Raw genomic sequence first — 20,163 nt, 5'->3', positions numbered from 1 at the left:
CGGTCCGCGGTTATGCCGCCTGGGCGGATTTGCTTTTGACGCGCCGGCCCCAGACAGTCGACACCGCCAAACTGCCGAGCAGAATCAGGGCCGCAAGCAGATAGGGATAATCGGCGTGCTGGTCGAACAGGACGCCGGCCAGCATCGGGCCGCAGATGTTACCGAGGCTCATGTAGGCGTTGTTCATCCCGGCCACGAAGCCCTGCTCCTCCCCGGCCATTTTGGACAGCAGCGTATTGATCGCCGGCCGCATGATCGCCGTGAAGGTAAAGAATAGAATCGTGACGCCGAGCACGTACCAGAAGTTGCCCGACAGCAGCATAAGAACAAGCGTCAGCGCGGAGACGAGGAACGACGCGTTAATGAGCTTCCGCTCGCCGAACCGGCGGATCAGACGATCGATCAGCGCCGCCTGGATGAATGTGCCGATCAGCGCACCCACCGTAATCAGGATGGCGATGTCTCCGGTATCGAAGCCGTACTTGCGGTCGACGAACAGCGGGAAGATCGTCTCAAAGTTCGCGAGGCCGAACGTCAGCGTGAACACAAGCAGCAGCAGAATAAAATACGGCGCCTTGAACGAACGCGCAAACTGAAGAAAAATGCTTTCTTTCTTCACGACCGCTTCGCGGTGCTCGCGCATCTTGGCCTTGGTCAGCGTCTCGGGCAGCACCAGCAAAGAACCGATCATAGCCAGCAGCCCGAAGCCTGCAGAGACGAAGAACGGCGTCCGCAGCCCGAACGCGGCAAGCAGCCCGCCGATTCCCGGCCCGATGACGAAACCGAGCGACATGGCGGCGCCGAGCAGGCCCATGCCCTTGCCCCGCTGTTCCTCCGTCGTCGTATCGGCGACGTAAGCCATCATCGCGGGGATCATTGCGGCGGCGCCGATGCCGCCGATCAGCCGGGACAGATACAAGAGCCACAGCTCGGAAGCAAGCGCGAAGAGCAGGTTGGAGATCGAGAACAGGGCAAGTCCCGACACGATCATGATTTTGCGTCCGTATTTGTCGGACCATTCTCCCCCTATGGGGGAGAAAAGGAATTGCGTCAGACCGAAGGCGGCCACCAGATTGCCGGCAGCTTTGCCGCCGGCTCCGAATTCCGCCAGAAATTCGGACAGCACCGGGATAATGAGGCCGATGCCGAGCATGGCGATGAACATGTTGATCATCAATAGGATAAGCGGCGTATTGCGGGTTTTTGCAGTAGACATTACAGGGGTTTCTCTCCTTTTTCTCTCTGGCTCCGGGTCCATCCGGTTTCCGACCTGGCCCGGGCTCTCTCTTCGGTCTTTCCTCCCTCCTAAGTAAAAACAACAACCGGCAGGTTGTAAAGTCCAGACTTTCGTTTCAATAAAACTGGACCAAAAAAAGCCGGCTCCCCTATCGGGTCGCCGGCTAATAGCCAAACATTTGGCAGCTGTGTCTAAATACTGCCAGTTAAACTCTTACCGGGAAAGAAGCTCCTCCCGGAACCATGCCGATGCTGCCTCCACCTCGGTCGCCGTCAGCTGATGGCCGGCTCGTTCCCAATGCACCGAGACGTCTGCGCCGGCCTCCGCCAGGAGGCGCTCCAGCTCCTCGGTCTCCTCCGGCGTACAGAGCGGATCGTTCCGCCCGGCGCCGATGAAGACCGGCGTCCCTGTCAGGTCGGGAAGCTGGACGCCGCGGCGGGGCACCATCGGATGATGAAGCACCGCTCCCCGGAGCGCGCCGGGATGGTGGAACAGGAGACTGCCCGCCAGATTCGCCCCGTTGGAATACCCGACGGCGACGAAATTAGCCCGGTCTACGCCGTACTGCGCCGCCGCTTCATCCAGGAAGTCGTAGGCCTCCCTGGTCCGCAGCAGCAAATCCTCCTCGTCGAAGACTCCCTCGGCGAGCCGGCGGAAAAACCGCGGCATGCCGTTTTCCAGCACGCTGCCTCGGAGCGAGAGCACGGAGGAGCCGGGGGAGAGCATCGCCGCCAGCGGGAGCAGATCCCGCTCCGTTCCGCCCGTGCCGTGCAGCAGGACGAGTGTCGGAGCCTGGGGATCGGTGCCCTTCTCGAACAGATGCTTCATTGCTCTCCCTCCTTCAGCTCTCTGACCTGGATCGGCATCAGACCCGCCTCGATCTGGGCCCGCTTCGGCTCATACCAGTCCGGCAGCATCAGATGGCTGCCGAGCTCCTCGGACGCCTCGTCGACTGCGAATCCGGGCGGATCCGTCGCGATCTCGAAGAGGATGCCGCCGCCCTCGCGGAAGTAGACGGCGTTGAAATATTGGCGGTCGATGACCGGAGTCGGCTGGAAGCCGTTCTGCCGGACGTGCCCCCGCCAAGCCTCGTGCTGCTCGTAATCCTTCGCCCTCCAGGCGATATGGTGCACGGTGCCGGCGCCGCCGTCCCCCCAATTGACGCTTTCGACCGGAACGTCGATGACGTTGCCGAGCTCGCCTGGGGCCCGGAACCGGGCGTAGCCTTCCTCCTCACCCTCCGGCTGGAGGCCCAGAACATGCTCGAGCGTATGGCGCGTGCTGGCCGAGTCGACGCTGTACAGGATGGCGCCTCCGAAGCCTTTGATCGCGTGCTTCTCGGGTACGCCCCCGAACGACCAGGTGCTGGCGGGACCTTCCTCCCGCTCGACCAGCTCGAGGCGCAGCCCCTCGTTGTCAGTGAAAGCCAGGTACGACTCTCCGAACCGGGAGGACGCGCTGTTCTCGATCCCGAACGATTGTAACCGCTTCTCCCAGAAGCTCAGCGAGCCCGGGGGCACGACATACGTCGTGACGCCTACCTGGCCTCCGCCGATTTTGCCTCGGCGGGAGTCGGGCCACGGGAAGAAAGTGATGATCGTGCCGGGACTTCCCTGTTCGTCACCGAAATACAGGTGATAGACATCAGGCGCGTCGAAGTTGATCGTTTTTTTGACGAGCCGCAGTCCGAGCACCCCTGCATAAAAATCGACGTTCTGCTGGGGATCCCGCGCGAAAGCGGTGATATGATGGATACCGGAAGTTTGTAATGCCATAGTTATCGCCTCCATAGTAGTAGTTTGCCGGTTCGAGGCCAGAGTGAACCGTGGAATGAAAAAGATGGGCCCTCTCCCTGGGTGCAGCCCGGCCACAAAGCTGCCTTTAGCCTCAGGATAAGGATGGACAGTATCTTTACCTTTAATATCTTTAATTCAAAGTATCTGGCGTGAACCATCCGATCGAATATCGTCCGTACGCCGGACGGATCGCTGGCTAAGGACTTAGCCGCCCCCCGCCCTCTTGCCCAGCTTCTTGAGCAGCTCGATAGCCTCAAGCTTCTCCTCGAGCGATAGGCCGTCCGCTGCCTGATGGACACTCTCTGCGTGGTCGGGGAAGATCCGGCCGAACAGCTCGGTGCCCTTGGCGGTCAGCTCCGCAAAGATGACCCGGCGGTCCTCTCCGCACGGAACCCGCTTCAGCAGCTGCTTCTTCTCCAGCTTGTCGATGTTGTAGGTGACGCTCCCGCTCGTGACGAGTATCTTCTCGCCGATCTGCTGCAGCGGAATCCGTCCCTTCGTGTAAAGAACCTCGAGGATCATAAACTCGGAAGGCGACAAGCCGTACTGCTTCATATCCTTGACCGCGAGATCGCTCATCGTCTTATAGGCCTTCGACAGAACGACGAACAGCTTGAGCGAAGCGGCCCGGTCCTGGTCCATCTTGTGCGGCATGTCTCTTTCCCCTCCTTTTTGGATTCCTCAGTGAAAAATATCTTAAATTTAAGATAATACATCTCCGGTAGGATGTCAATCCCACTCCCTGCACCTCTCGAACAAAAAGCCGGACGGGAGATCGCGGCAGCTTAGATGGCGGCGAAGGCCCGCGAGCAGAGGAGCGGTCCGTTCGCGACCCCGCCAGGGCAGCGGCATCCGGTCAAGGGGCGTTGCCGTAGAAGCGTGGTCCCTTCGCAGCCCGCCAGGGGCGGCGGCACCCGCCGAGGGGCCCAGCCTTTATTCCCGCAGCTGCTGCGGCACCACATCTCTGCGTGCTACAAGCGATACGCCCCAGCGGCCTACCTCGCGTGACCCGCCTACTTGAGCATCTTGCCCATCCGCCCCGCCGTCTCCAGCACGTCCGGCGCCGCCTCCTGCATCCGCTCCGGAGTGAGCCGGTTGGCTGGTCCGGATACGGCCACCGCGGCGACGAGCTTGCCCGCGCGGTTGAACACCGGCGCCGCGATAGCGGCCGCTCCGGCCTCCCGCTCCTCCACGCTCGTCGCGTAGCCGAGCAGCTGCGTCTCTCTCAGCTGCTGCAGCAGCTGCGCCCGGTCCCAGCCCTCCGGCCAATCGGGGGAGGCGAGCAGCTCCTGCGTCACGGCGGGATCGCCGAACGCGACCAGCACCTTGCTCGACGCGCCTACGTAGAGCGGCAGGCGCGCGCCGACCGGCGCGACGCGGCGAATCGCCTGCAGACTCTGGACCGCCTGGATGCGGATCCGCTCGAGTCCGTCGCGCACGTACAAGCTAACGGTCTCGCCCAGCACATCGCGCAGCCGCTCCATCTCCGGCAGGAGCAGGATGGCCGGGTCGTCCGTCTGCGACATGCCGGCGGCCAGCTCCCAGACGCGCAGGCCGAGCCGATAGCGGTCGGTCCCCGCATTGCGCACCAGGAAGCCTTTGCCCTCAAGGGAAGCGAGCAGCCGGTGCACCGTACTCTTGTGCAGCCCGACCCGCGTCGCAATCTCCGTCAGGCTCAAATCCGAAGAATCGGTGAAGCATAGCAAAATATCCAACGCCCGCTCAACTGCGCGGACGGTCAGTTTCGTATTGTCTTCCATTGCCAACATCCTCCGCCTCTCGGCACCCGCCCCTCGCGGGCGGACTTTGAATCGGGCCGCATTCGGCCTGTAAAGTTTCAAGGGGTGAAACCTCGTTACACCTAGTATACCCGATCACCGCTATCCGGTAAAGCGTTCAACCCGTTTTCCGGACCTCCGGCTCCTGCATTTTTTCCGAGGCGGACACGCGCATAACGTTCCCGCCCGCTTCATAGAGTGGCAATAGTGCACAATGGACCGCCGGACACCGGCAGCCCATGCCCAAAGGAGGAATTCGCCAATGCTCACTGTCTACGGGGCGCTGATGCCTCTTCGCGTGCTGGAAGAGATCCGCTTCTGGAAGATGCAGGAGAAGGAGCATACGGAGGTTATCCGCGCCCTCGTGCCCAATCTGGAGCCGGAGTACGTCCGGCTGCTCAAGGAATGGGAGCCCGTCTTTGCGCAGACCGAGAATACGGCCGTCCAGTACATAGAAGCGGTCGTCCGGACGCCCGGCAGCCTGTCTCCCTACATGCAGACCCAGGTCGAGCAGCTCATGTATACGTCTCTCCTGCAGTCCCGGCTGTTCGTCAGCCAGCTGAGCTACATGGCGTTTCACAGCGCACCGATTGCCGCGAACCCGACAGCGCAGGTGGTCGTGCAGCACATCATCCGGGAATCCGAGTATTTCCTCGGCGTGCTGGACAGCTTCCTCGCCCGCTATCAGATCACGCCGGAGATAGCCCAGCAGGAGGCCTATGTTCCTTATCCCGGCGAAGCCAAGGTCTCGCTGTCCGCGTTCGAGGAGCTGCGTACGAAGGAGGAGGCGGCCGACCGGGAAGCGGCATCGATGAACCTGACCGCCGAAGGCCAATGGTCCCAGCCCCCCGTGCCTGACCAGAAGCCGGTTCCGATCGGCGGCCATACGCTTCCACCCCTTCCTTATGCGTACGACGCTCTGGAGCCCCATATCGACGCCGAGACGATGAAGCTGCATCACGACAAGCATCATCAATCTTACGTCGAAGGGCTGAACAAGGCGGAGAAAATGATGGCCAAGGCGCGGCAGTCCGGCGATTTCGAGCTCATCAAGCATTGGGAGCGGGAGGCGGCTTTCAATGGAGCCGGGCATTACTTGCACACGATCTTCTGGAATATTATGAAGCCGGGCGGCGGCGGCAAGCCGACGGGCCCGATCGCCGAGCAGATCAACCGGGATTTCGGCAGCTTCGCGGCGTTCAAGAAGCATTTTTCCGAAGCGGCGGAGAAGGTGGAGGGCGGCGGCTGGGCGATCCTCGTATGGAGCCCTCGCAGCCACCGGCTGGAGATTCTCCAGGCGGAGAAGCACCAGAACCTGTCGCAGTGGGACGTCATCCCGCTCCTCGTCCTAGACGTCTGGGAACACGCATACTACCTGAAGTACAAAAACGAGCGCAAGCCGTACATCGAGGCTTGGTGGCACACAATCAACTGGGGGCATGTGAACGAGCGGTTCTCGGCGGCCCGCATGCTGAAATGGCATCCGTACTGACCGGACACGCAGCCATAGGGCTTCGACAAGACTCCGGGGCCATACTCAAGAAGACCGCTTGTCGCCCATTCCCGCCTCGCCGGCATCGCTGCTCTTCCGGCCGGCATTGCTTCCATAGAAGCGGGCCCAGGAAAACGAACAAAAGCCTCCCGCCGCGTCTGCGGCAGGAGGCTTTTTCGTGGGGCCGGCCGGAAGGGAACCCTCTCCCTCGGCAGGCGTATCGTTAGGACTTCAGAAGCGACAGGAATTCGGTCCGAAGCGCGGCATCGTTGCGGAAGACGCCTCTCACGCCCGAAGTGACGGTCGAGCTTCCGTACTTCTTCACTCCGCGGGCGCACATGCACAGATGTTCTCCCTCGACGACAACCATGCAGCCGTGCGGCTGCAGCACTTCCTCGATAATATCGGCCACCTCTGAGGTGATCCGCTCCTGCACCTGCAACCGCTTCGTCACGGCGTCGACGAGACGGGCGAACTTGCTCAGGCCGGCAATCTTGCCGCTTGGGATGTAGCCGATGTGGACCTTGCCGAAGAACGGCGCCATATGGTGCTCACATTGGCTGTAGTAGATGATGTCCTTGACGATGACGAGCTCCTCGTGGTGCTCGTCGAACGTGACGCCCAGCACATCGCGCGGGTCAACATTGTAGCCTGCGAATACTTCCTCGTACATCCGGGTGACACGGGCCGGCGTGTCGAGCAGGCCTTCCCGCTCGGGGTCCTCCCCGATCAGCCTTAGGATTTCCCTGACGTGGCCTTCGATCTTCTCGCGGTTCTCCGCGACCAATTCATTGCGGTATTCTTGAAACGGCATGCTTGCACCCTCCCTGTACCTATCCGGTTCTCTATCTTTGTTTTGTCTATTTGAACTTCTGCTTCTTCATCATCTGCTGCACGCGCTGCATCTGCTGCTTGTTCATGTTGTAGCCCATCTGCTTGGCCATCTTCTGCAGCATCTCGGGATCGCTCTGCATCTTTTCCATCTGCTTGCGCAAGTAATACACGCCGGCCAGGAAGCCCAGCACCGCGCCGATCAGCAGCGTGACGATGGGAATGACATAGTTGTACCAGCTCATGCCTGTTTCACCTCATAAAATATGTTTCGTCTATCCAATCCGGCGAGCAGCGCCTGCCACCGGACATAGGTCCTGCACTATCATAGCATGTCCGCTAACTGGATACAAATAGGAGACATCAGGAAAGAACGGCCTCGATAAACGTCGTTGTATGCCGGGCCAGATCGACCTCCCGGTACTCGAGCTCGTCGTCTCTTTTCTGGATGACGCGCACGATCGGGCGGCCCGGAAGCCCCCGATGCTGGCCGACGACTACGCCCGTCTCCTTGGTGGACAGCCGTACCGAGATGCCGGTTGGATAGATGGAGATCATGCGTAGAAACGCTATGACCAGCTCCCGGTCGAGCTTCGTTCCGGCCATCCCCATCAAATGCTCGGTCACCTCGTGCGGCAGAAGGCGGCGGCCGTCCTCTCCCTCCCGGTTCAGCAGGTTGTCGTACGTGTTCGCCACGGCGACGATCTTGGCGTACAGATGAATCTGCTCGCCCCCGAGCCCGCGCGGCACGCCCTCGCCGTCCAGTGTCTCGTGGTGCTGAAAGGCGACGTGCGCCACGAGCAGGCTGAAGTGCTTCTTCGCCTTCAGCAGCTCGAAGCCCCGCCAGGTGTGATGCTTCCGCATGTCCTCAGCCTCGTCGTCGTGCCCTTCCTCGACCTTGCCGGCATCGTGCAGCAGAGCGCCGATCGCCAGCTCCTTGAGCTGGACGTGCGTCAGTTCGAGCTGCGCTCCCATCAGCACGGCGATCGTGCACACGTTAAGCGCGTGTAGGTATTGCTCATTGTCGCGGGTGCGGATATCCGTCAGCTGCAGCATGATCTCCTTCTTCTCCAGCAGCTCCTCGATGAGCCGGTCCATCGATAGGCTCATCGAGCGCATCGGCAGCTCCCTGCCGGAGCGGAACGCCTCGAGCGTCTCCCCCATCCGCTGCATGACGTTTCGCTTCGTCTCCTCGGTCAACGCTTCCTCGACCTTCAGGTCCGCGAAGCCCGGATCCTGGATGAACAGCATGGTGACGCCGATCCGGCGCAGCGTATTGATCATGAACACGGTCAGCTGCACACCCTCGGCGAGCATAACCGTCCCGTTTCCGTTAAAGATAGTCTTGCCGAGATACTGCCCCGGCTCTACGGCGTCGATTTGAATATATCTCACGGATGCATTCCCCCATCATAAGTCCCGTCCTCTCCCTCTGCGGGGGACAGCCTCGCCTGATGCGGCGGTTCCGGCCAGGAGGCTGGAAGGCCCTCCGCTCGGGGGAACATAGGTCTGTCCGGCAAACAGCCGCGCGGCCGCATGCCGGCACGCAGCACCTTCTAAGCCGGCAAGGGCGCAACGCTGGCACACAGCCGATCTAATCAGCCGCCTCTCCGTGGGCTGACGCCCGGGAGCGGTCCTCCCGCTCCCCCGCTTCGCCGTCCAGACGGACAAGCGCCTTGGCGATCTCCTCGGCCGCTCGCTCATCCGTCTCGTCCTCCGCCGCCTGCCGCAGCGCCTGCAGCGCTTCCTCCCCGCCGATCTTGCCGAGCGCCCAGGCAGCTGTCCCCCGGATCTCCCAGCGGGGATCCGATCGCATAGTCTCTATTATTATCGGTACGGCGCTCCGGTCTTTGAAGTTGCCGAGCGCAAGCAGGGCGTTGCGCTGGATCGGCTTCTTGCCCCGCCAGGCCGCGGCCGAGCTGCCGAACCGCTCCTTGAACTCCTTGTTGCCAAGCGTCAGGAGCGGCTTGAGCAGCGGTTTGACGATTTCGGGATCGGGCGCAAGGTCCGCATGGTGCGACCAATGCTTGCCCTTATTCTTCGGACAGACGATCTGGCAGGTGTCGCAGCCGTACAGCCGGTTGCCGATCTTCTCGCGGAATTCGTCGGGAACGAGCCCCTTGGTCTGTGTCAGAAACGAGACGCAGCTGCCCGAGTTGAGCTGACCCGGCCCGACCAGTGCCCCGGTCGGGCAGGCGTCGATGCAGATCGTGCAGTCGCCGCAGTCCTCCGTAACGGGGGTATCCGGGGCAAAGGGGAGATTGGTAATCATCTCCCCCAGGTACACCCAGGAGCCCCATTCCGGCGTAATGACGGCGCAGTTCTTGCCCGTCCAGCCGATGCCGGCCCGTTCCGCCACCGCGCGGTCGACGAGCGCGCCGGTATCGACCATGCTCTCCAGCCGGGCGTCCGGCACCCGGTTTCGGATGAAGGCTTCGAGCCTCGCCAACCGGTCGCGCAGCACATGATGATAGTCCTTGCCCCAAGCCGAGCGGGACAGAATGCCTCGGTAGGCTCCCGGCTCCGAGCGGGGCGGATTGTGCAGCTTCGATGGATAGGCGACCGCGATGGAGAGAATCGACCGCGGACGGTCGAAGAGCAGTTCGGGATGAACCCTCTTCTCGATATCCGGCTCCTCGAAGCCGGATTCGCGGCCAGCCTCCCGGTGGCGGTACAGTATGTCCTTCAGTTCCAAGAACGGGTCCGCCGTCGTGAAGCCGATCTTGTCGATGCCGAGCTCGGGGGCCGCCGACCGGATCTCCTCCTTCAGCCGCTCCCAGAATGCGGGATCCCTCTCCGGGGGCATCCCGCCCCCGGCATGGGGCTCAGGGCCCGTCCCTGGTCCTGCGTCACCGCCAATGGCCGCGCCCGAACCGGTCCCCGTCCGCTCTTCGGCTTGCCAGCTGCCTCCTGCGCCGGCATCGTTCTCCCTCAGGAAGGCAGCGGGAGGAACGGTGCCGCCGTTTCGCTTCCGGTTTTCCTGCTCTCTGATGTCTGTGTTCTCTGTCCGCCGGTTCCCGTTCATCCCGCATCCTCCTTATCTCATCTGCTTGATCGCTTCCCGCGCGAGAAAATCGCAGCGGTTGTTGAATTCGTTGTCTGCATGGCCCTTTACTTTGATATAGCTTACGTTGTGCACCTTCATCAGCTCCAAGAGCCGCTTCCACAAGTCCTGGTTCTCGACGGGCTGCTTCTTGCTGTTCATCCAGCCGTTTCGCTGCCAGCCGCCGACCCAATTCTTCTGAAAGCCGTTCACCACATAGGCCGAGTCACTGTAGATCGCCGCTTGGCATGGCTCCTTGAGCTGCTCGAGCGCCGAGATCATCGCCTGCAGCTCCATCCGGTTGTTGGTCGTATGCGCTTCGCCGCCCGACAGCTCCTTCCGGTGTCCGTTGAAAAAGAGGATTGCTCCCCATCCGCCCGGGCCCGGATTGCCCGAGCATGCGCCGTCCGTATAAATGGTTACTTCCTTCACTTGCGTTCCTCCCTCGCGTCAGTCCCTTAATTCCTGCTGTCCGCTCTACCCGAGAGCGGTCTTTCGGCTTGCCGAGCAGGCGTGCCGTCCACCTGCGCCTAGTCCGCCGCTTGTTCGTCCGGGAAGAGCGCTAGGTAGCGGCGGATTGCCTCCTCGTCTCCGAACGGGGCGGCTCCCTCCCGAATCCGCGCAAGCAGCTCTTCGAGCCCGGTGCGCACCGCCTCCCGGATCGTCTCCGGATAGCCGTACCGCTCGCTGTGCAGCTCGTATTCGTCCTCGTCGTCGATCGTAACCAGCCCCTCCGGCGATACCAGCACGTCGAGATCGTAATCGACGTACCGGATAGCCGCCGCATCCACTTCAGGCGGAGAAGCTAGGTTGCAATAATAGCTGAGACGTCCCTCCATGGGAAGGGCGACAATATTGTACCACCATCCCGGCTTGAAAAAGCTGACCGCCCGCGTCCTCGTAATCCACGTGGTCCCGTCGGCCTCCGTGACGGGCGTCCGTCCGTTCACGAGGACGAGCAGGCACTCCTCCCGGTGAGCGTCCGCCAGCAGCTCGTCCGGCACGCGGAGATTCTCGTGCCAGGTCCGGTGCTGCCGGCCGTCGTGCTTCAAGCTGTGAATGCTCCAGTTCTCCCGCATGCCCTCGCGCCTCCCGCTTCCTTCCGGTTCGTCCAAAGGCGTGCCAATAGGCCGCGTGCGGACGAACCCGTTATAGCAAGAAAAGCATATCCGGCGGCCAAATGCAATGGCGGCCGGATATGCTCTCCTTAAGAGCTTCCGGTGAAGCGAGGCAGGATTCACGCCGTCTATTCTTCGCGGCGTTAATCGGTAAGAGGGTTAACCATTCACGATGCCAAGCGGTTTGTCGGGCTTGGCGAAGTCGCCCATGTCGTAGCCGACTGCCTGATAGAGCGGCAGTACCGGCTCGTTGTGCGCATCGACTGTCACGAGGATGCGGCTGACCTTGCGCGTAATGAACCGTTCCTTGAGCCGTTGGATCAGCGCTTTGCCGATGCCCTTGCGGCGGTGGTCCGAATGGACGGCGACGCGGTAATAGTAGCCCTTGTTATCGTCGATGGTGCCGATGATGATGCCGACAACCGCATCCTGCTCGGTCGCTACGAGGACGAGCTGGCTGTCAAGCGAGAGCTGTCTGCTGAACGCCTTCATCGTCTCCGTGTAGCATTCCTCCGAGAGGACGTCTTCCAGGAGCCGATTGACCGAGAAATAATCCGACAAATGAAACGAACGTACGATCATGTCTGTCTCTCCCCGCAGCATGGTTTAGGTAACCTATCCTATTCCTATTCTCTCTCGACGCATATTCTGTACTTATATTTTACAACAGTTATCGCGAAAATCGAGCAAAAAATTCAAAAATTGTTTAGAAAACTTTCAAATTTGGGCGAAACCACCTGGCTGTCACCGCTTTCATCCGCGCCGCTGCTGGGTCTGTCCATCGGCTGCCAATTGCAGGCGCTGTGAGGCTAATCAGTTCCAAAACTGGCATATTTCCCCTATCAACTTGTGCTATAATGAGCCCGACTCTCTACCATGAAGAAGGCTGGTGAATGCTTATGACTACTCCTACCGATTCCCTCCGTCCGGAGACCGACTTCGATTTTTCGGTCGTGCTTATCCCGGATACGCAGTATGCCAACCGCTACTATTCAGACCTGGTGGAAAAGATGGCGCGCTGGATCGTCGACAATGCAGCGGCGCTAAGTATCAAGGCCGTCGTCCATCTCGGCGATATCGTCGATGTCGGCAAGAACGAACAGGAATTCCAATGGGCCCGCCGCTGCATGGACATCGTCACGGACGCCGGGCTCCCTCTCCTGGTCTGCATCGGAAACCACGATTACGAGGATTTTGAAGTGAGCCGGGAGGCGCCCTTCTTTCGCTCGTACTTCGGGCTCTCGCATTACCGGAACCAGCCGTGGTTCCGCGAAGCGTTCGAGGAGGGCAAGCCGGACAATCTGTATGGCATTCTCGAGATGGGAGGCGGCGTCCGGTTCCTCTATCTTATGCTCGAATTCGGCCCCCGGGAAGAGGTGCTTGCCTGGGCGGACGAGGTGCTGAGCCGCCATGCGGACTGCCCCGCCGTGCTCTTCACGCATTCCTACATGTATATCAACGGAGAGCGAACCAAGCCGGGCGACGATCACAATCCGAAGGACTATGCCGGCATGACCGGGGCGCTCGACGGGGAGGATATTTGGAACCGGCTCGTGCGCAAGCACCCGAATATGACGGCCGTGTTCAACGGTCATCATGTGCCAGGCCCCGTCAGCTTCCGCGTGGACCTCGGAGACCACGGCAATCCCGTGCTCCAGTCGTACCAGAACTGGCAGCATTCCGAGGAGGGAGGCGCCGGCAGGATCCGCATCCTGCAGTATTCGCTCGCCCGCCGCGAGCTTCGGATGACGGTCTATAACCCGTCCACGGGCGTTTATGAGGACAAGGAAGGCTACACGATCGTGCAGCCGCTGCCGTCGCTCGTATGCACCCCAGCCGCTTCTCCCGCCGAGGAGAGCCCCCTGCCGGAAACGGCCGCAGACGCCGGCTAGCTCATAGACGTCGGGTAGCCAGTGCACAAGACGTCCGCCAGCCGTGTATAGACGGCAGCGGCCGTCCATGAACAGCGGCTAGACGTTCCTGCACGGCGGCTTTCTCCGCGTATAAAAGAAGAGAATGGGAGCAAGCTAGAACGGCAAGACGATCCCCCGCCTCCGGCTAGTTTAGCAACACCCATGTTGATTTATTAACCGGAACGAGAGATAATAGACTCGTAATCACTACATACAATAGGAGGTTTTACGAAATGGCCCATCAATTACCTGCACTGCCTTATCCGAACAACGCGCTGGAGCCTCACATCGACGAGCAGACGATGATGATTCACCACGACCGCCATCACAACACTTACGTCACCAATCTGAACGCGGCCCTGGAAAATGCTCCTGAACTGCAAGACAAGAGCGTGGAAGACCTCATCTCCGATCTGAACAGCGTGCCGGAGTCGATCCGTACCGCGGTTCGCAACAACGGCGGCGGCCACGCCAACCATACTCTCTTCTGGCAAATCATCGGACCGAACGGCGGCGGCCAGCCGACCGGAGCGCTCGCGCAAGCGATCGACAGCGAGCTCGGCGGATTCGAGAAGTTCAAGGAAGATTTCGCCAAAGCAGCTACCACACGCTTCGGCAGCGGCTGGGCATGGCTCACCGTTGATAACGACGGCAAGCTGGGCATCAGCAGCACCGCCAACCAGGACAGCCCGCTGATGGAAGGCAAGACTCCGATCATCGGCCTGGACGTCTGGGAGCATGCTTACTACCTCAAGTATCAGAACAAGCGTCCGGACTACATCGGCGCGTTCTGGAACGTTGTGAACTGGGAAGAAGCGAACAATCGCTACGAAGCCGCCAAGAAGTAAGGCTCGCTTCGCCTGTCCGGCGGTCCGGCTCCCCCGTTTGCGTGAGCACGGGGCGCCCTCCCGCAAGACACAACAAAAGCCCGGCAGCCGCCGGGCTTTTGTTGTGTCTTGACGCGCATACGTCCGCCGACGGGGAAGGTGCCTACGGCACGTCTCCCCATAAACCCCGTGAGCTTCCGTGCCACTGGTTTTGAGCTGCGGGAGTCGGGGCACGGCGACGCTGCTCTCCTCGCTTGGGCCGAGACGCGCACGGCGCTAGGAGGCGCCTCCCCGCCCCCAGTACCGCTGGAGCAGCCGGACAAAGACGTTGGGGAACGCATAAGCGTCCACGTCTTCGGGCCCGATCCAGCGGTAATGGGGCGGCAGTGCCTCGGGCCGCAGCCGGGCGTCCGGGCGGCAGCGGTACACGGCCAGCTCCCAGCGAATGTGGCTGAACACGTGCTCCGTGTTCAGCCACCAGCCGGACGGCCAGACCGCCACGCCGTCGCCCGAGGCCAGCTCGCGGGCGAGCGCGTCCATCTCCGCCGGCGCATCGGGCTCGGCCCCCGGTGCCCGCTCCACCGGGACGTGCGGCAGCTCCCACATCCGCGCGAGCAGGCCCTCCTGCGGCCGCTGGCGGATGAGCAGCTTGCCCGCCTGCGCGCCTTCTCCTTCCACGAGCGCGACGGCGCGCGGCTCGAGACGCGGCTTCTTGGCTTTCGTCTTGATCGGCAGCTCCTCCTCGCGCCCGGCGATCCGGGCCGCGCAGTGCTCCATGACCGGGCAGACGAGGCACTTCGGCGACCGCGGCGTGCAGACGGTCGCCCCTAGCTCCATGAGACCCTGGTTGAAGTCGCCCGCCGCTCCGTCCGGAATGAGCTCCTTAGCCAGCTTTTCGATCTTGACGCGGGTCGCCGGCTTCGCGATATCGTCCTCCAGGGCAAAATACCGCGACAGCACACGCATGACGTTGCCGTCCACCGCTGGCTCCGGCACGTTGTAGGCGATGCTGAGGATCGCGCCGGCGGTATAGGGGCCGACTCCCTTGAGCGCGGACACGGCTTCCTTGGTCGACGGGACGATGCCGCCGTGCTCGTCGCGCACCTCGCGCGCCGCCGCCTGGAGATTGCGCGCCCGCGAATAATAGCCGAGCCCCTCCCACAGCTTGAGCACGTCCTCCTCTGGGGCGTCCGCCAGGGCGTCGATCGTCGGAAACCGCTCCGTGAACCGCAGAAAATACGGGATGACGGCCTCCACCCGCGTCTGCTGGAGCATGATCTCCGAGATCCAGATGTGATAAGGATCGCGCGTACGGCGCCACGGCAGGTCCCGCTTGACATGCCGGTACCACGGCACTAGCCTGGCGGAGAAATAAGCTTTTGATTGTTGACTGGTCATGCTGCCTCCTTGCTTGTCCGTTTCCGGACCTCTCTATTGGGAATTCCGTAGTTTCCCGATTGGGGCTTGACGAGCCCCGCGGATGTTCTACTATAAGAAGAAACCGCTCCATCCTGTCGACGGCCGGAGCGGACCGCATCGCTAGCCGGATGCTGCCCGAGCGGCAGAGGGTCCGCCCGTCCGGGGGCCCCTTCGCTTCGGCGCAGCTTCTACTCTATGGGACGCCATTCGCGCCGCTCGGCGAACAATCGCTTCGGTGCGCGGCGGCCTTGACCGAACGGAGGCCACGAAGTCATGCTGACTCCAGGCGAGCTCGCCGCCAACCTCAATCAATTGGTGTATACCCTGCTCCTCGTCGGGCACGTTAAGTCCGACCCGGACTGGTACCGGCCGCCCGGCCTGACCCGCCACCATTCCCTGTGGCTCGTCGTCAAGGGCAGGGGCACGTTCACCATCAACGGCACCCACTATCCGGCGGAGCCGGGCAAGATTTTCTTCTTCGTGCCCGGGATGACCGTCGAACGGCGGACCGATCCGCTGGAGCCGGTAGAATACTATTTTCTCCGGTTCGACTATGCCGAGAGCCATCCGGGCAAGGAAGGCTGGAGCCTCAAAACGTCCGCCGAGCGGCCGTTTCCGCTCCAGGGCATGTATACGATCAGCGATACGCCCAAACTAATCTATCTGCTGGAGCAGCTCCTCGCGCTCAAGAACAAGCGCGGCCCGATTACGGGCATGCGCCGCCGCATCATGCTTCAGGAGCTGATGCTGACGGTCGTTCTGGACTTCCGCTCCCAGCTTATTACAGGCGATACGACGTCGGCGATCGAGCGCACGCAGGACTACATGAGCTGGCACTACCAGGAGCCGCTCACGCTGGAGCAGCTCGCCCAGATGGCCGGGCTCAGCGTAAGCCACTATTCCCGGCTGTTCCGCAAATACAGCGGGTACAGTCCGATCGATTACCTGACGAATTTGCGGATGGACCGGGCCAAGGAGCTTCTCGTGCTATCCGGTTACCGGCTCAAGTCGATCGCCAACAGCGTCGGGTATGCGGACGAGTTTTATTTTAGCCGAATCTTCAAAAAAATTGAAGGCGTCTCGCCGCGCGAGTACGCCAAGCAGCACCGGGTCGACCTCGGGCATACGGCCACTCCTCCGCCGTCCGGGCCGAAGCCGCCCATTTGACTTCCCGCCCCGGAAAATAGTAAGCTAGCGCATAGAAAAAAGAGAGGAGGAGACCTGTTGGCACAGTCGTATGGCGACTGGCAGCGCACCATGCGCGGCTATCTGCCTCAAGCATCCTCATTATTGCCGTTATTCCATGTATGGGGGCTGCAGTGGATCCTCCATGCCGGATTCCAAATTTATTACCGCTGGAACGAACCGACCTGGATCGAGCCCGCGACCCTCGCGGCCGCCTTGCTCATCAGCCTTTTCGTTCTATTCCGCAAGCCTGCCCGCACGGCGGAGCCCGCCGCCAAGGAATGGAAGATGGCGCTCTGGCTGCTGCTGCCGCTCGTCGTCCTGGCCGTCTCCTCGGCGGTGCTGCTCTACGCGGGCGCCGTAAGCTGGTTCTACGGCGGCATGCTGCGCGGCCTCGCGGCGGCGCTTCTGTACGTCCTGCTGGGCGTCGTATTCGGCAAGACGCTGGTCTACATCGGCCTGTGGCTGCTCACGTTCTCCGCGCTCGTCAGCTTTCTCTACCTCGGCTTCTCCCCGATTGCCATCCAGCTGATGGGCGGGTTCAGCCTGCTCGGCGCCGGCTGGCTGCTTCAGCGCTGGAGCCAGGCGGCGGCCGGCAGCAGCCGTTCCGCGTAGCCTAGAGGGCGCGGGACGTCTCCGAACAAGCCGGTGCCCATCCGTCGGCGCAGAACAGGCCAATGTCATTCGTCGGTGCCGGCCAATGAGCTTTAACCCGCTCCGCTCATTGGCCGTTTCCACAATCATTTTTCTTGTGGATACATACCTACACGCTCACGCTCACGCCCTTCCCAAAAACCCTATCTTACCTAACCTTATCATCCTTACGCCAACACAGAACCACGTCCTCCCGCACTTGCAGCACGCAACGCTGCCGTCACGTCCCGCAGCCCCGCCGCGTTAAACCGGACAGGGGAGCTTTGGCGCGCCTCCCTCTCATTCCCAGCCTCTCGCCTCTGCTTGCCGGATTCCTTCTAGCCGGGAACGGGTAAGAATGGGCAATCACAGTGAGAAAGGCGGGTGCGTTTCATGGCGTTCGGACAGGTGGCGCTCAAGCTAGCGTTCTCGTTTGTCATGCTGTGGATTGTGACGCGTCTTGTCGGCAAGAAAGAAATTTCCCAGCTGACGCCGTTCGATTTCATCTCCTCGCTTATGCTGAGCGAGATCGTCGGCAATACGCTGTACGATGAGGAAGTCAGCCCCTATATGATTGTTCTCGGTTTGGTCTTTTGGGGGGTGCTTACATTTCTGTTCGATCTGTTGACCCGGACCTTCAAAAGCTCGCGGAACACGCTCGAAGGGAAGCCTTCGCTGCTCATCGCCAAGGGCGATGTCAATGTCCGCGAGCTTCACAAAAACAACCTGGATTTCGATCAACTGACGATGATGCTGAGGCAAAAGGATATTTTCTCGATGAGGGAGGTCGAATACGCCATCTACGAGAAGAACGGCTCGCTCAGCGTGATCAAAAAAGCGCCGTACGAGGCCGTCACAACAAAGGATCTCCAACTCGAGGCCGAGAGTGAATGCCTCTCCTACTGCGTCGTCGAGGACGGCCGCATCCGGGAGGATACGCTTCGCGAGCTTGGCTTATCCCGTTCGTGGCTGCTCGACAAGCTGAAGGAACAAGGATACGAGGGACGGCGGATCCACGACATCGCCTACGCGGAATGGAAGGAAACGGAGGGCATCTATATCCTGACCAAGTAGCCGCGTAAGCAGAAACAACCTCCTCGCGCCCCGGCGGCAAGTCCTTCTCGAAGGACCCGCCTGCCGAATGCGCAGGGAGGTTGTTTGTTATGCCGTGGGAACCTTCTTCGTCACTGCTGGTAGCCGACCGCGCGCTTCCAGCCTTCGTACTTCCGCTCCCGCGCCGTCTCGTCCATCTGAGGCAGGAACCGGGTATCCTCGGTCCAGATCCGGCAGATCTCGTCGGTATCCTTCCAGACGCCGACCGCAAGGCCTGCAAAGAAGGCCGCGCCCAGCGCCGTCGTCTCGCGGACCTGAGGACGCGATACAGGCTCGCGGATCAGGTCGGACTGGAACTGCATCAGGAAGCCGTTCTGCACGGCGCCGCCGTCCACCCGCAGCTCCTGCAGCTTGATGCCGGATTCCTCTTCCATCACTTTGAGCACGTCGGCGGACTGGTAGGCGATTGCCTCCAGCGCCGCGCGGATGAGGTGGTTGCGTGTCGTCCCGCGCGTGAGGCCCGTAATCATGCCGCGCGCGTGCGGATTCCAGTACGGCGTGCCGAGTCCGGTGAAGGCCGGCACAAAGTAGACGCCCCCCGTATCCTCCACCGCGAGAGCGGCTTCTTCCGTCTCCGCAGCATCGGCGATGATGGAGAGGCCGTCGCGCAGCCACTGGATAACGGCCCCCGCCGTGAAGACGCTGCCCTCCAGCGCATAGGTGACCTTGCCGTTCAGGCTCCAGGCGATGGTCGTCAGCAGGCCCTGCTGGGAGGCGACCGGCTTGGCGCCCGTGTTCATCAGCATGAAGCAGCCGGTGCCGTACGTGTTCTTGGCCATCCCTTCGGAGCAGCAGCCCTGGCCGAACAGCGCCGCCTGCTGATCTCCTGCCGCTCCTGCGATCGGTACCTCGCTCCCGCCGCCGAGCAGGCCGGTCGTGCCGTACACCTCGCTGCACGAACGAACCTCCGGCAGCATGGCACGCGGAATACGCAGCTTGGCGAGAATCTCCTCGTCCCAGTCAAGCGTGTTGATGTTGAACAGAAGTGTGCGGGACGCGTTCGAGATGTCGGTGACGTGGACGGCTCCGCCCGTCAGCTTCCAGATGAGCCAGCTGTCGATCGTCCCGAACAGCGCTTCGCCGCGTTCGGCCTTCTCCCGAATGTCCGGACGCTCCGCCAGCAGCCACGACAGCTTCGTTCCCGAGAAATACGGGTCGGTCACGAGCCCCGTCTTCTCGCGGATTTTCTCTTCCCAGCCTTCAGCCTTGAGCTGCGCGCACATCTCCGCGGTGCGGCGGCATTGCCAGACGATTGCCCGGTAGAGCGGCTCTCCCGTCTCGCGGTCCCAGACGACCGTCGTCTCCCTCTGGTTCGTTATGCCGATTGCCGCGATGGCCTCGGCGCCAACGGCGGCCGCAGCTTCCTTCATGACGTCCAGCTGCGTATTCCAGATCTCGGCGGCGTCATGCTCTACCCAGCCCGGCTGGGGAAAGTGCTGCGTGAACTCACGCTGCGCCATTGCCTTGACCTGTCCGGTCCGGTCGAACACGATGGCCCGGCAGCTCGTTGTCCCTTGATCCAGCGATAGTATATATTGCCCCACTCTATCGTTCTCCCTTCCTGATTCCCCGTATATGGAACGTTATGATGGCGTTTACATAGTCATTCACAGGCCTGCCGCTCCGCCGCGGAACGGCGGGTCGGCAAGGCGTTCCGATGCTAGCATAGCATATCCGCCGGCCGCTGACAGCCCGTACTACGCTTGCGGGTAAGGGCTGCGTAGCGCGCACGGGCTGCCGCCGCCGGGGACGACAAACCGGCCGAAGCCCCTGTCGGT

General features: G+C 61.7%; 20 protein-coding genes. 6 read left to right on the top strand and 14 right to left on the bottom strand.

From position 1 onward, the window contains the following. Positions 1-10: 10 nt before the first annotated feature. The 5 genes from KJS47_RS21355 to KJS47_RS21335 form a co-directional block, all read right to left on the bottom strand. The gene (locus KJS47_RS21355; protein ID WP_374707057.1) at positions 11-1,258 is read right to left on the bottom strand and encodes an MFS transporter; all 1,248 of its coding nucleotides are present in this window, start codon (positions 1,256-1,258) and stop codon (positions 11-13) included. Between the two features lie 192 nt (positions 1,259-1,450). Further along, on the bottom strand, positions 1,451-2,065 hold the full coding sequence (locus KJS47_RS21350; protein WP_213527539.1) for an alpha/beta hydrolase: 615 nt from the start codon (positions 2,063-2,065) through the stop codon (positions 1,451-1,453). After that, on the bottom strand, positions 2,062-3,012 hold the full coding sequence (locus KJS47_RS21345) for a ring-cleaving dioxygenase (RefSeq protein ID WP_213527537.1): 951 nt from the start codon (positions 3,010-3,012) through the stop codon (positions 2,062-2,064). Before KJS47_RS21345 ends, KJS47_RS21350 begins: the two co-directional genes overlap by 4 nt. Positions 3,013-3,237: 225 nt before the next feature. After that, complete coding sequence (locus KJS47_RS21340; protein ID WP_213527534.1) at positions 3,238-3,687, bottom strand: MarR family winged helix-turn-helix transcriptional regulator; 450 nt, start codon at positions 3,685-3,687, stop codon at positions 3,238-3,240. A gap of 359 nt (positions 3,688-4,046) precedes the next feature. Beyond that, positions 4,047-4,793 carry an IclR family transcriptional regulator gene (locus KJS47_RS21335; RefSeq protein WP_213527532.1) on the bottom strand — a complete coding sequence of 249 codons (747 nt, stop codon included), beginning with the start codon at positions 4,791-4,793 and terminating at the stop codon, positions 4,047-4,049. 280 nt (positions 4,794-5,073) lie between these two features. Here KJS47_RS21335 and KJS47_RS21330 point away from each other — a divergent pair, with 280 nt between their 5' ends. Beyond that, on the top strand, positions 5,074-6,303 hold the full coding sequence (locus KJS47_RS21330; protein WP_213527530.1) for a Fe-Mn family superoxide dismutase: 1,230 nt from the start codon (positions 5,074-5,076) through the stop codon (positions 6,301-6,303). A 223-nt stretch (positions 6,304-6,526) separates the two neighbouring features. Here KJS47_RS21330 and folE read toward each other — a convergent pair whose 3' ends face one another. The 7 genes from folE to KJS47_RS21295 form a co-directional block, all read right to left on the bottom strand. Then, entirely contained in the window at positions 6,527-7,117 is a 591-nt protein-coding gene (gene folE / locus KJS47_RS21325) for a GTP cyclohydrolase I FolE (RefSeq protein WP_213527528.1), read from the bottom strand. Positions 7,118-7,163: 46 nt separating this feature from the next. Next, positions 7,164-7,379, bottom strand: a complete 216-nt coding sequence (locus KJS47_RS21320) for a YneF family protein (RefSeq protein WP_213527526.1) — start codon at positions 7,377-7,379, stop codon at positions 7,164-7,166. Positions 7,380-7,497: 118 nt separating this feature from the next. Further along, positions 7,498-8,529, bottom strand: a complete 1,032-nt coding sequence (locus KJS47_RS21315; RefSeq protein ID WP_213527524.1) for an HD-GYP domain-containing protein — start codon at positions 8,527-8,529, stop codon at positions 7,498-7,500. A 199-nt stretch (positions 8,530-8,728) separates the two neighbouring features. Beyond that, complete coding sequence (gene queG / locus KJS47_RS21310) at positions 8,729-9,940, bottom strand: tRNA epoxyqueuosine(34) reductase QueG (RefSeq protein ID WP_213527614.1); 1,212 nt, start codon at positions 9,938-9,940, stop codon at positions 8,729-8,731. Between the two features lie 231 nt (positions 9,941-10,171). Next, a complete protein-coding gene (rnhA, locus tag KJS47_RS21305) occupies positions 10,172-10,609 on the bottom strand; it encodes a ribonuclease HI (protein WP_213527522.1) in 438 nt (145 codons plus the stop codon). Positions 10,610-10,707: 98 nt separating this feature from the next. After that, positions 10,708-11,256 carry a DUF402 domain-containing protein gene (locus KJS47_RS21300; protein ID WP_213527520.1) on the bottom strand — a complete coding sequence of 183 codons (549 nt, stop codon included), beginning with the start codon at positions 11,254-11,256 and terminating at the stop codon, positions 10,708-10,710. Between the two features lie 198 nt (positions 11,257-11,454). Continuing rightward, a complete protein-coding gene (locus KJS47_RS21295) occupies positions 11,455-11,877 on the bottom strand; it encodes a GNAT family N-acetyltransferase (protein ID WP_213527518.1) in 423 nt (140 codons plus the stop codon). 311 nt (positions 11,878-12,188) lie between these two features. Here KJS47_RS21295 and KJS47_RS21290 point away from each other — a divergent pair, with 311 nt between their 5' ends. Then, a complete protein-coding gene (locus tag KJS47_RS21290; RefSeq protein WP_213527515.1) occupies positions 12,189-13,187 on the top strand; it encodes a metallophosphoesterase in 999 nt (332 codons plus the stop codon). A 254-nt stretch (positions 13,188-13,441) separates the two neighbouring features. Then, positions 13,442-14,056, top strand: coding sequence for a superoxide dismutase (locus KJS47_RS21285; protein WP_213527513.1), 615 nt, complete (start codon positions 13,442-13,444; stop codon positions 14,054-14,056). A gap of 255 nt (positions 14,057-14,311) precedes the next feature. Here KJS47_RS21285 and mutY read toward each other — a convergent pair whose 3' ends face one another. Continuing rightward, the gene (gene mutY, locus KJS47_RS21280; protein WP_213527511.1) at positions 14,312-15,433 is read right to left on the bottom strand and encodes an A/G-specific adenine glycosylase; all 1,122 of its coding nucleotides are present in this window, start codon (positions 15,431-15,433) and stop codon (positions 14,312-14,314) included. 294 nt (positions 15,434-15,727) lie between these two features. Here mutY and KJS47_RS21275 point away from each other — a divergent pair, with 294 nt between their 5' ends. From KJS47_RS21275 to KJS47_RS21265, 3 genes are all read left to right on the top strand, one after another. Beyond that, the gene (locus tag KJS47_RS21275; RefSeq protein WP_213527510.1) at positions 15,728-16,621 is read left to right on the top strand and encodes a helix-turn-helix domain-containing protein; all 894 of its coding nucleotides are present in this window, start codon (positions 15,728-15,730) and stop codon (positions 16,619-16,621) included. A gap of 57 nt (positions 16,622-16,678) precedes the next feature. Further along, complete coding sequence (locus KJS47_RS21270) at positions 16,679-17,254, top strand: hypothetical protein (RefSeq protein ID WP_213527508.1); 576 nt, start codon at positions 16,679-16,681, stop codon at positions 17,252-17,254. Between the two features lie 411 nt (positions 17,255-17,665). Continuing rightward, positions 17,666-18,346, top strand: a complete 681-nt coding sequence (locus KJS47_RS21265) for a DUF421 domain-containing protein (protein ID WP_213527506.1) — start codon at positions 17,666-17,668, stop codon at positions 18,344-18,346. Between the two features lie 110 nt (positions 18,347-18,456). On the opposite strand, the gene glpK is transcribed toward KJS47_RS21265, so the two are convergent. Continuing rightward, positions 18,457-19,929, bottom strand: a complete 1,473-nt coding sequence (gene glpK / locus KJS47_RS21260) for a glycerol kinase GlpK (protein WP_213527504.1) — start codon at positions 19,927-19,929, stop codon at positions 18,457-18,459. Between the last annotated feature and the right edge of the window lie 234 nt (positions 19,930-20,163).

The sequence above is a fragment of the Paenibacillus sp. J31TS4 genome, from assembly GCF_018403265.1.
Classification (GTDB): Bacteria; Bacillota; Bacilli; order Paenibacillales; family NBRC-103111; genus J31TS4.
Note: the sequence above shows the minus strand (reverse complement) of the source record. Positions and strands in the feature narration are given on the sequence as shown.

Bases quoted from the DNA above. Each gene is read 5' to 3' on its own strand.
- KJS47_RS21355 (WP_374707057.1), bottom strand. From the start codon at position 1,258: ATGGACCCGGAGCCAGAGAGAAAAAGGAGAGAAACCCCTGTAATGTCT.
- KJS47_RS21350 (WP_213527539.1), bottom strand. From the start codon at position 2,065: ATGAAGCATCTGTTCGAGAAGGGCACCGATCCCCAGGCTCCGACACTC.
- KJS47_RS21345 (WP_213527537.1), bottom strand. From the start codon at position 3,012: ATGGCATTACAAACTTCCGGTATCCATCATATCACCGCTTTCGCGCGG.
- KJS47_RS21340 (WP_213527534.1), bottom strand. From the start codon at position 3,687: ATGCCGCACAAGATGGACCAGGACCGGGCCGCTTCGCTCAAGCTGTTC.
- KJS47_RS21335 (WP_213527532.1), bottom strand. From the start codon at position 4,793: ATGGAAGACAATACGAAACTGACCGTCCGCGCAGTTGAGCGGGCGTTG.
- KJS47_RS21330 (WP_213527530.1), top strand. From the start codon at position 5,074: ATGCTCACTGTCTACGGGGCGCTGATGCCTCTTCGCGTGCTGGAAGAG.
- folE (WP_213527528.1), bottom strand. From the start codon at position 7,117: ATGCCGTTTCAAGAATACCGCAATGAATTGGTCGCGGAGAACCGCGAG.
- KJS47_RS21320 (WP_213527526.1), bottom strand. From the start codon at position 7,379: ATGAGCTGGTACAACTATGTCATTCCCATCGTCACGCTGCTGATCGGC.
- queG (WP_213527614.1), bottom strand. From the start codon at position 9,940: ATGCCCCCGGAGAGGGATCCCGCATTCTGGGAGCGGCTGAAGGAGGAG.
- KJS47_RS21300 (WP_213527520.1), bottom strand. From the start codon at position 11,256: ATGCGGGAGAACTGGAGCATTCACAGCTTGAAGCACGACGGCCGGCAG.
- KJS47_RS21295 (WP_213527518.1), bottom strand. From the start codon at position 11,877: ATGATCGTACGTTCGTTTCATTTGTCGGATTATTTCTCGGTCAATCGG.
- KJS47_RS21290 (WP_213527515.1), top strand. From the start codon at position 12,189: ATGCTTATGACTACTCCTACCGATTCCCTCCGTCCGGAGACCGACTTC.
- KJS47_RS21285 (WP_213527513.1), top strand. From the start codon at position 13,442: ATGGCCCATCAATTACCTGCACTGCCTTATCCGAACAACGCGCTGGAG.
- mutY (WP_213527511.1), bottom strand. From the start codon at position 15,433: ATGACCAGTCAACAATCAAAAGCTTATTTCTCCGCCAGGCTAGTGCCG.
- KJS47_RS21275 (WP_213527510.1), top strand. From the start codon at position 15,728: ATGCTGACTCCAGGCGAGCTCGCCGCCAACCTCAATCAATTGGTGTAT.
- KJS47_RS21265 (WP_213527506.1), top strand. From the start codon at position 17,666: ATGGCGTTCGGACAGGTGGCGCTCAAGCTAGCGTTCTCGTTTGTCATG.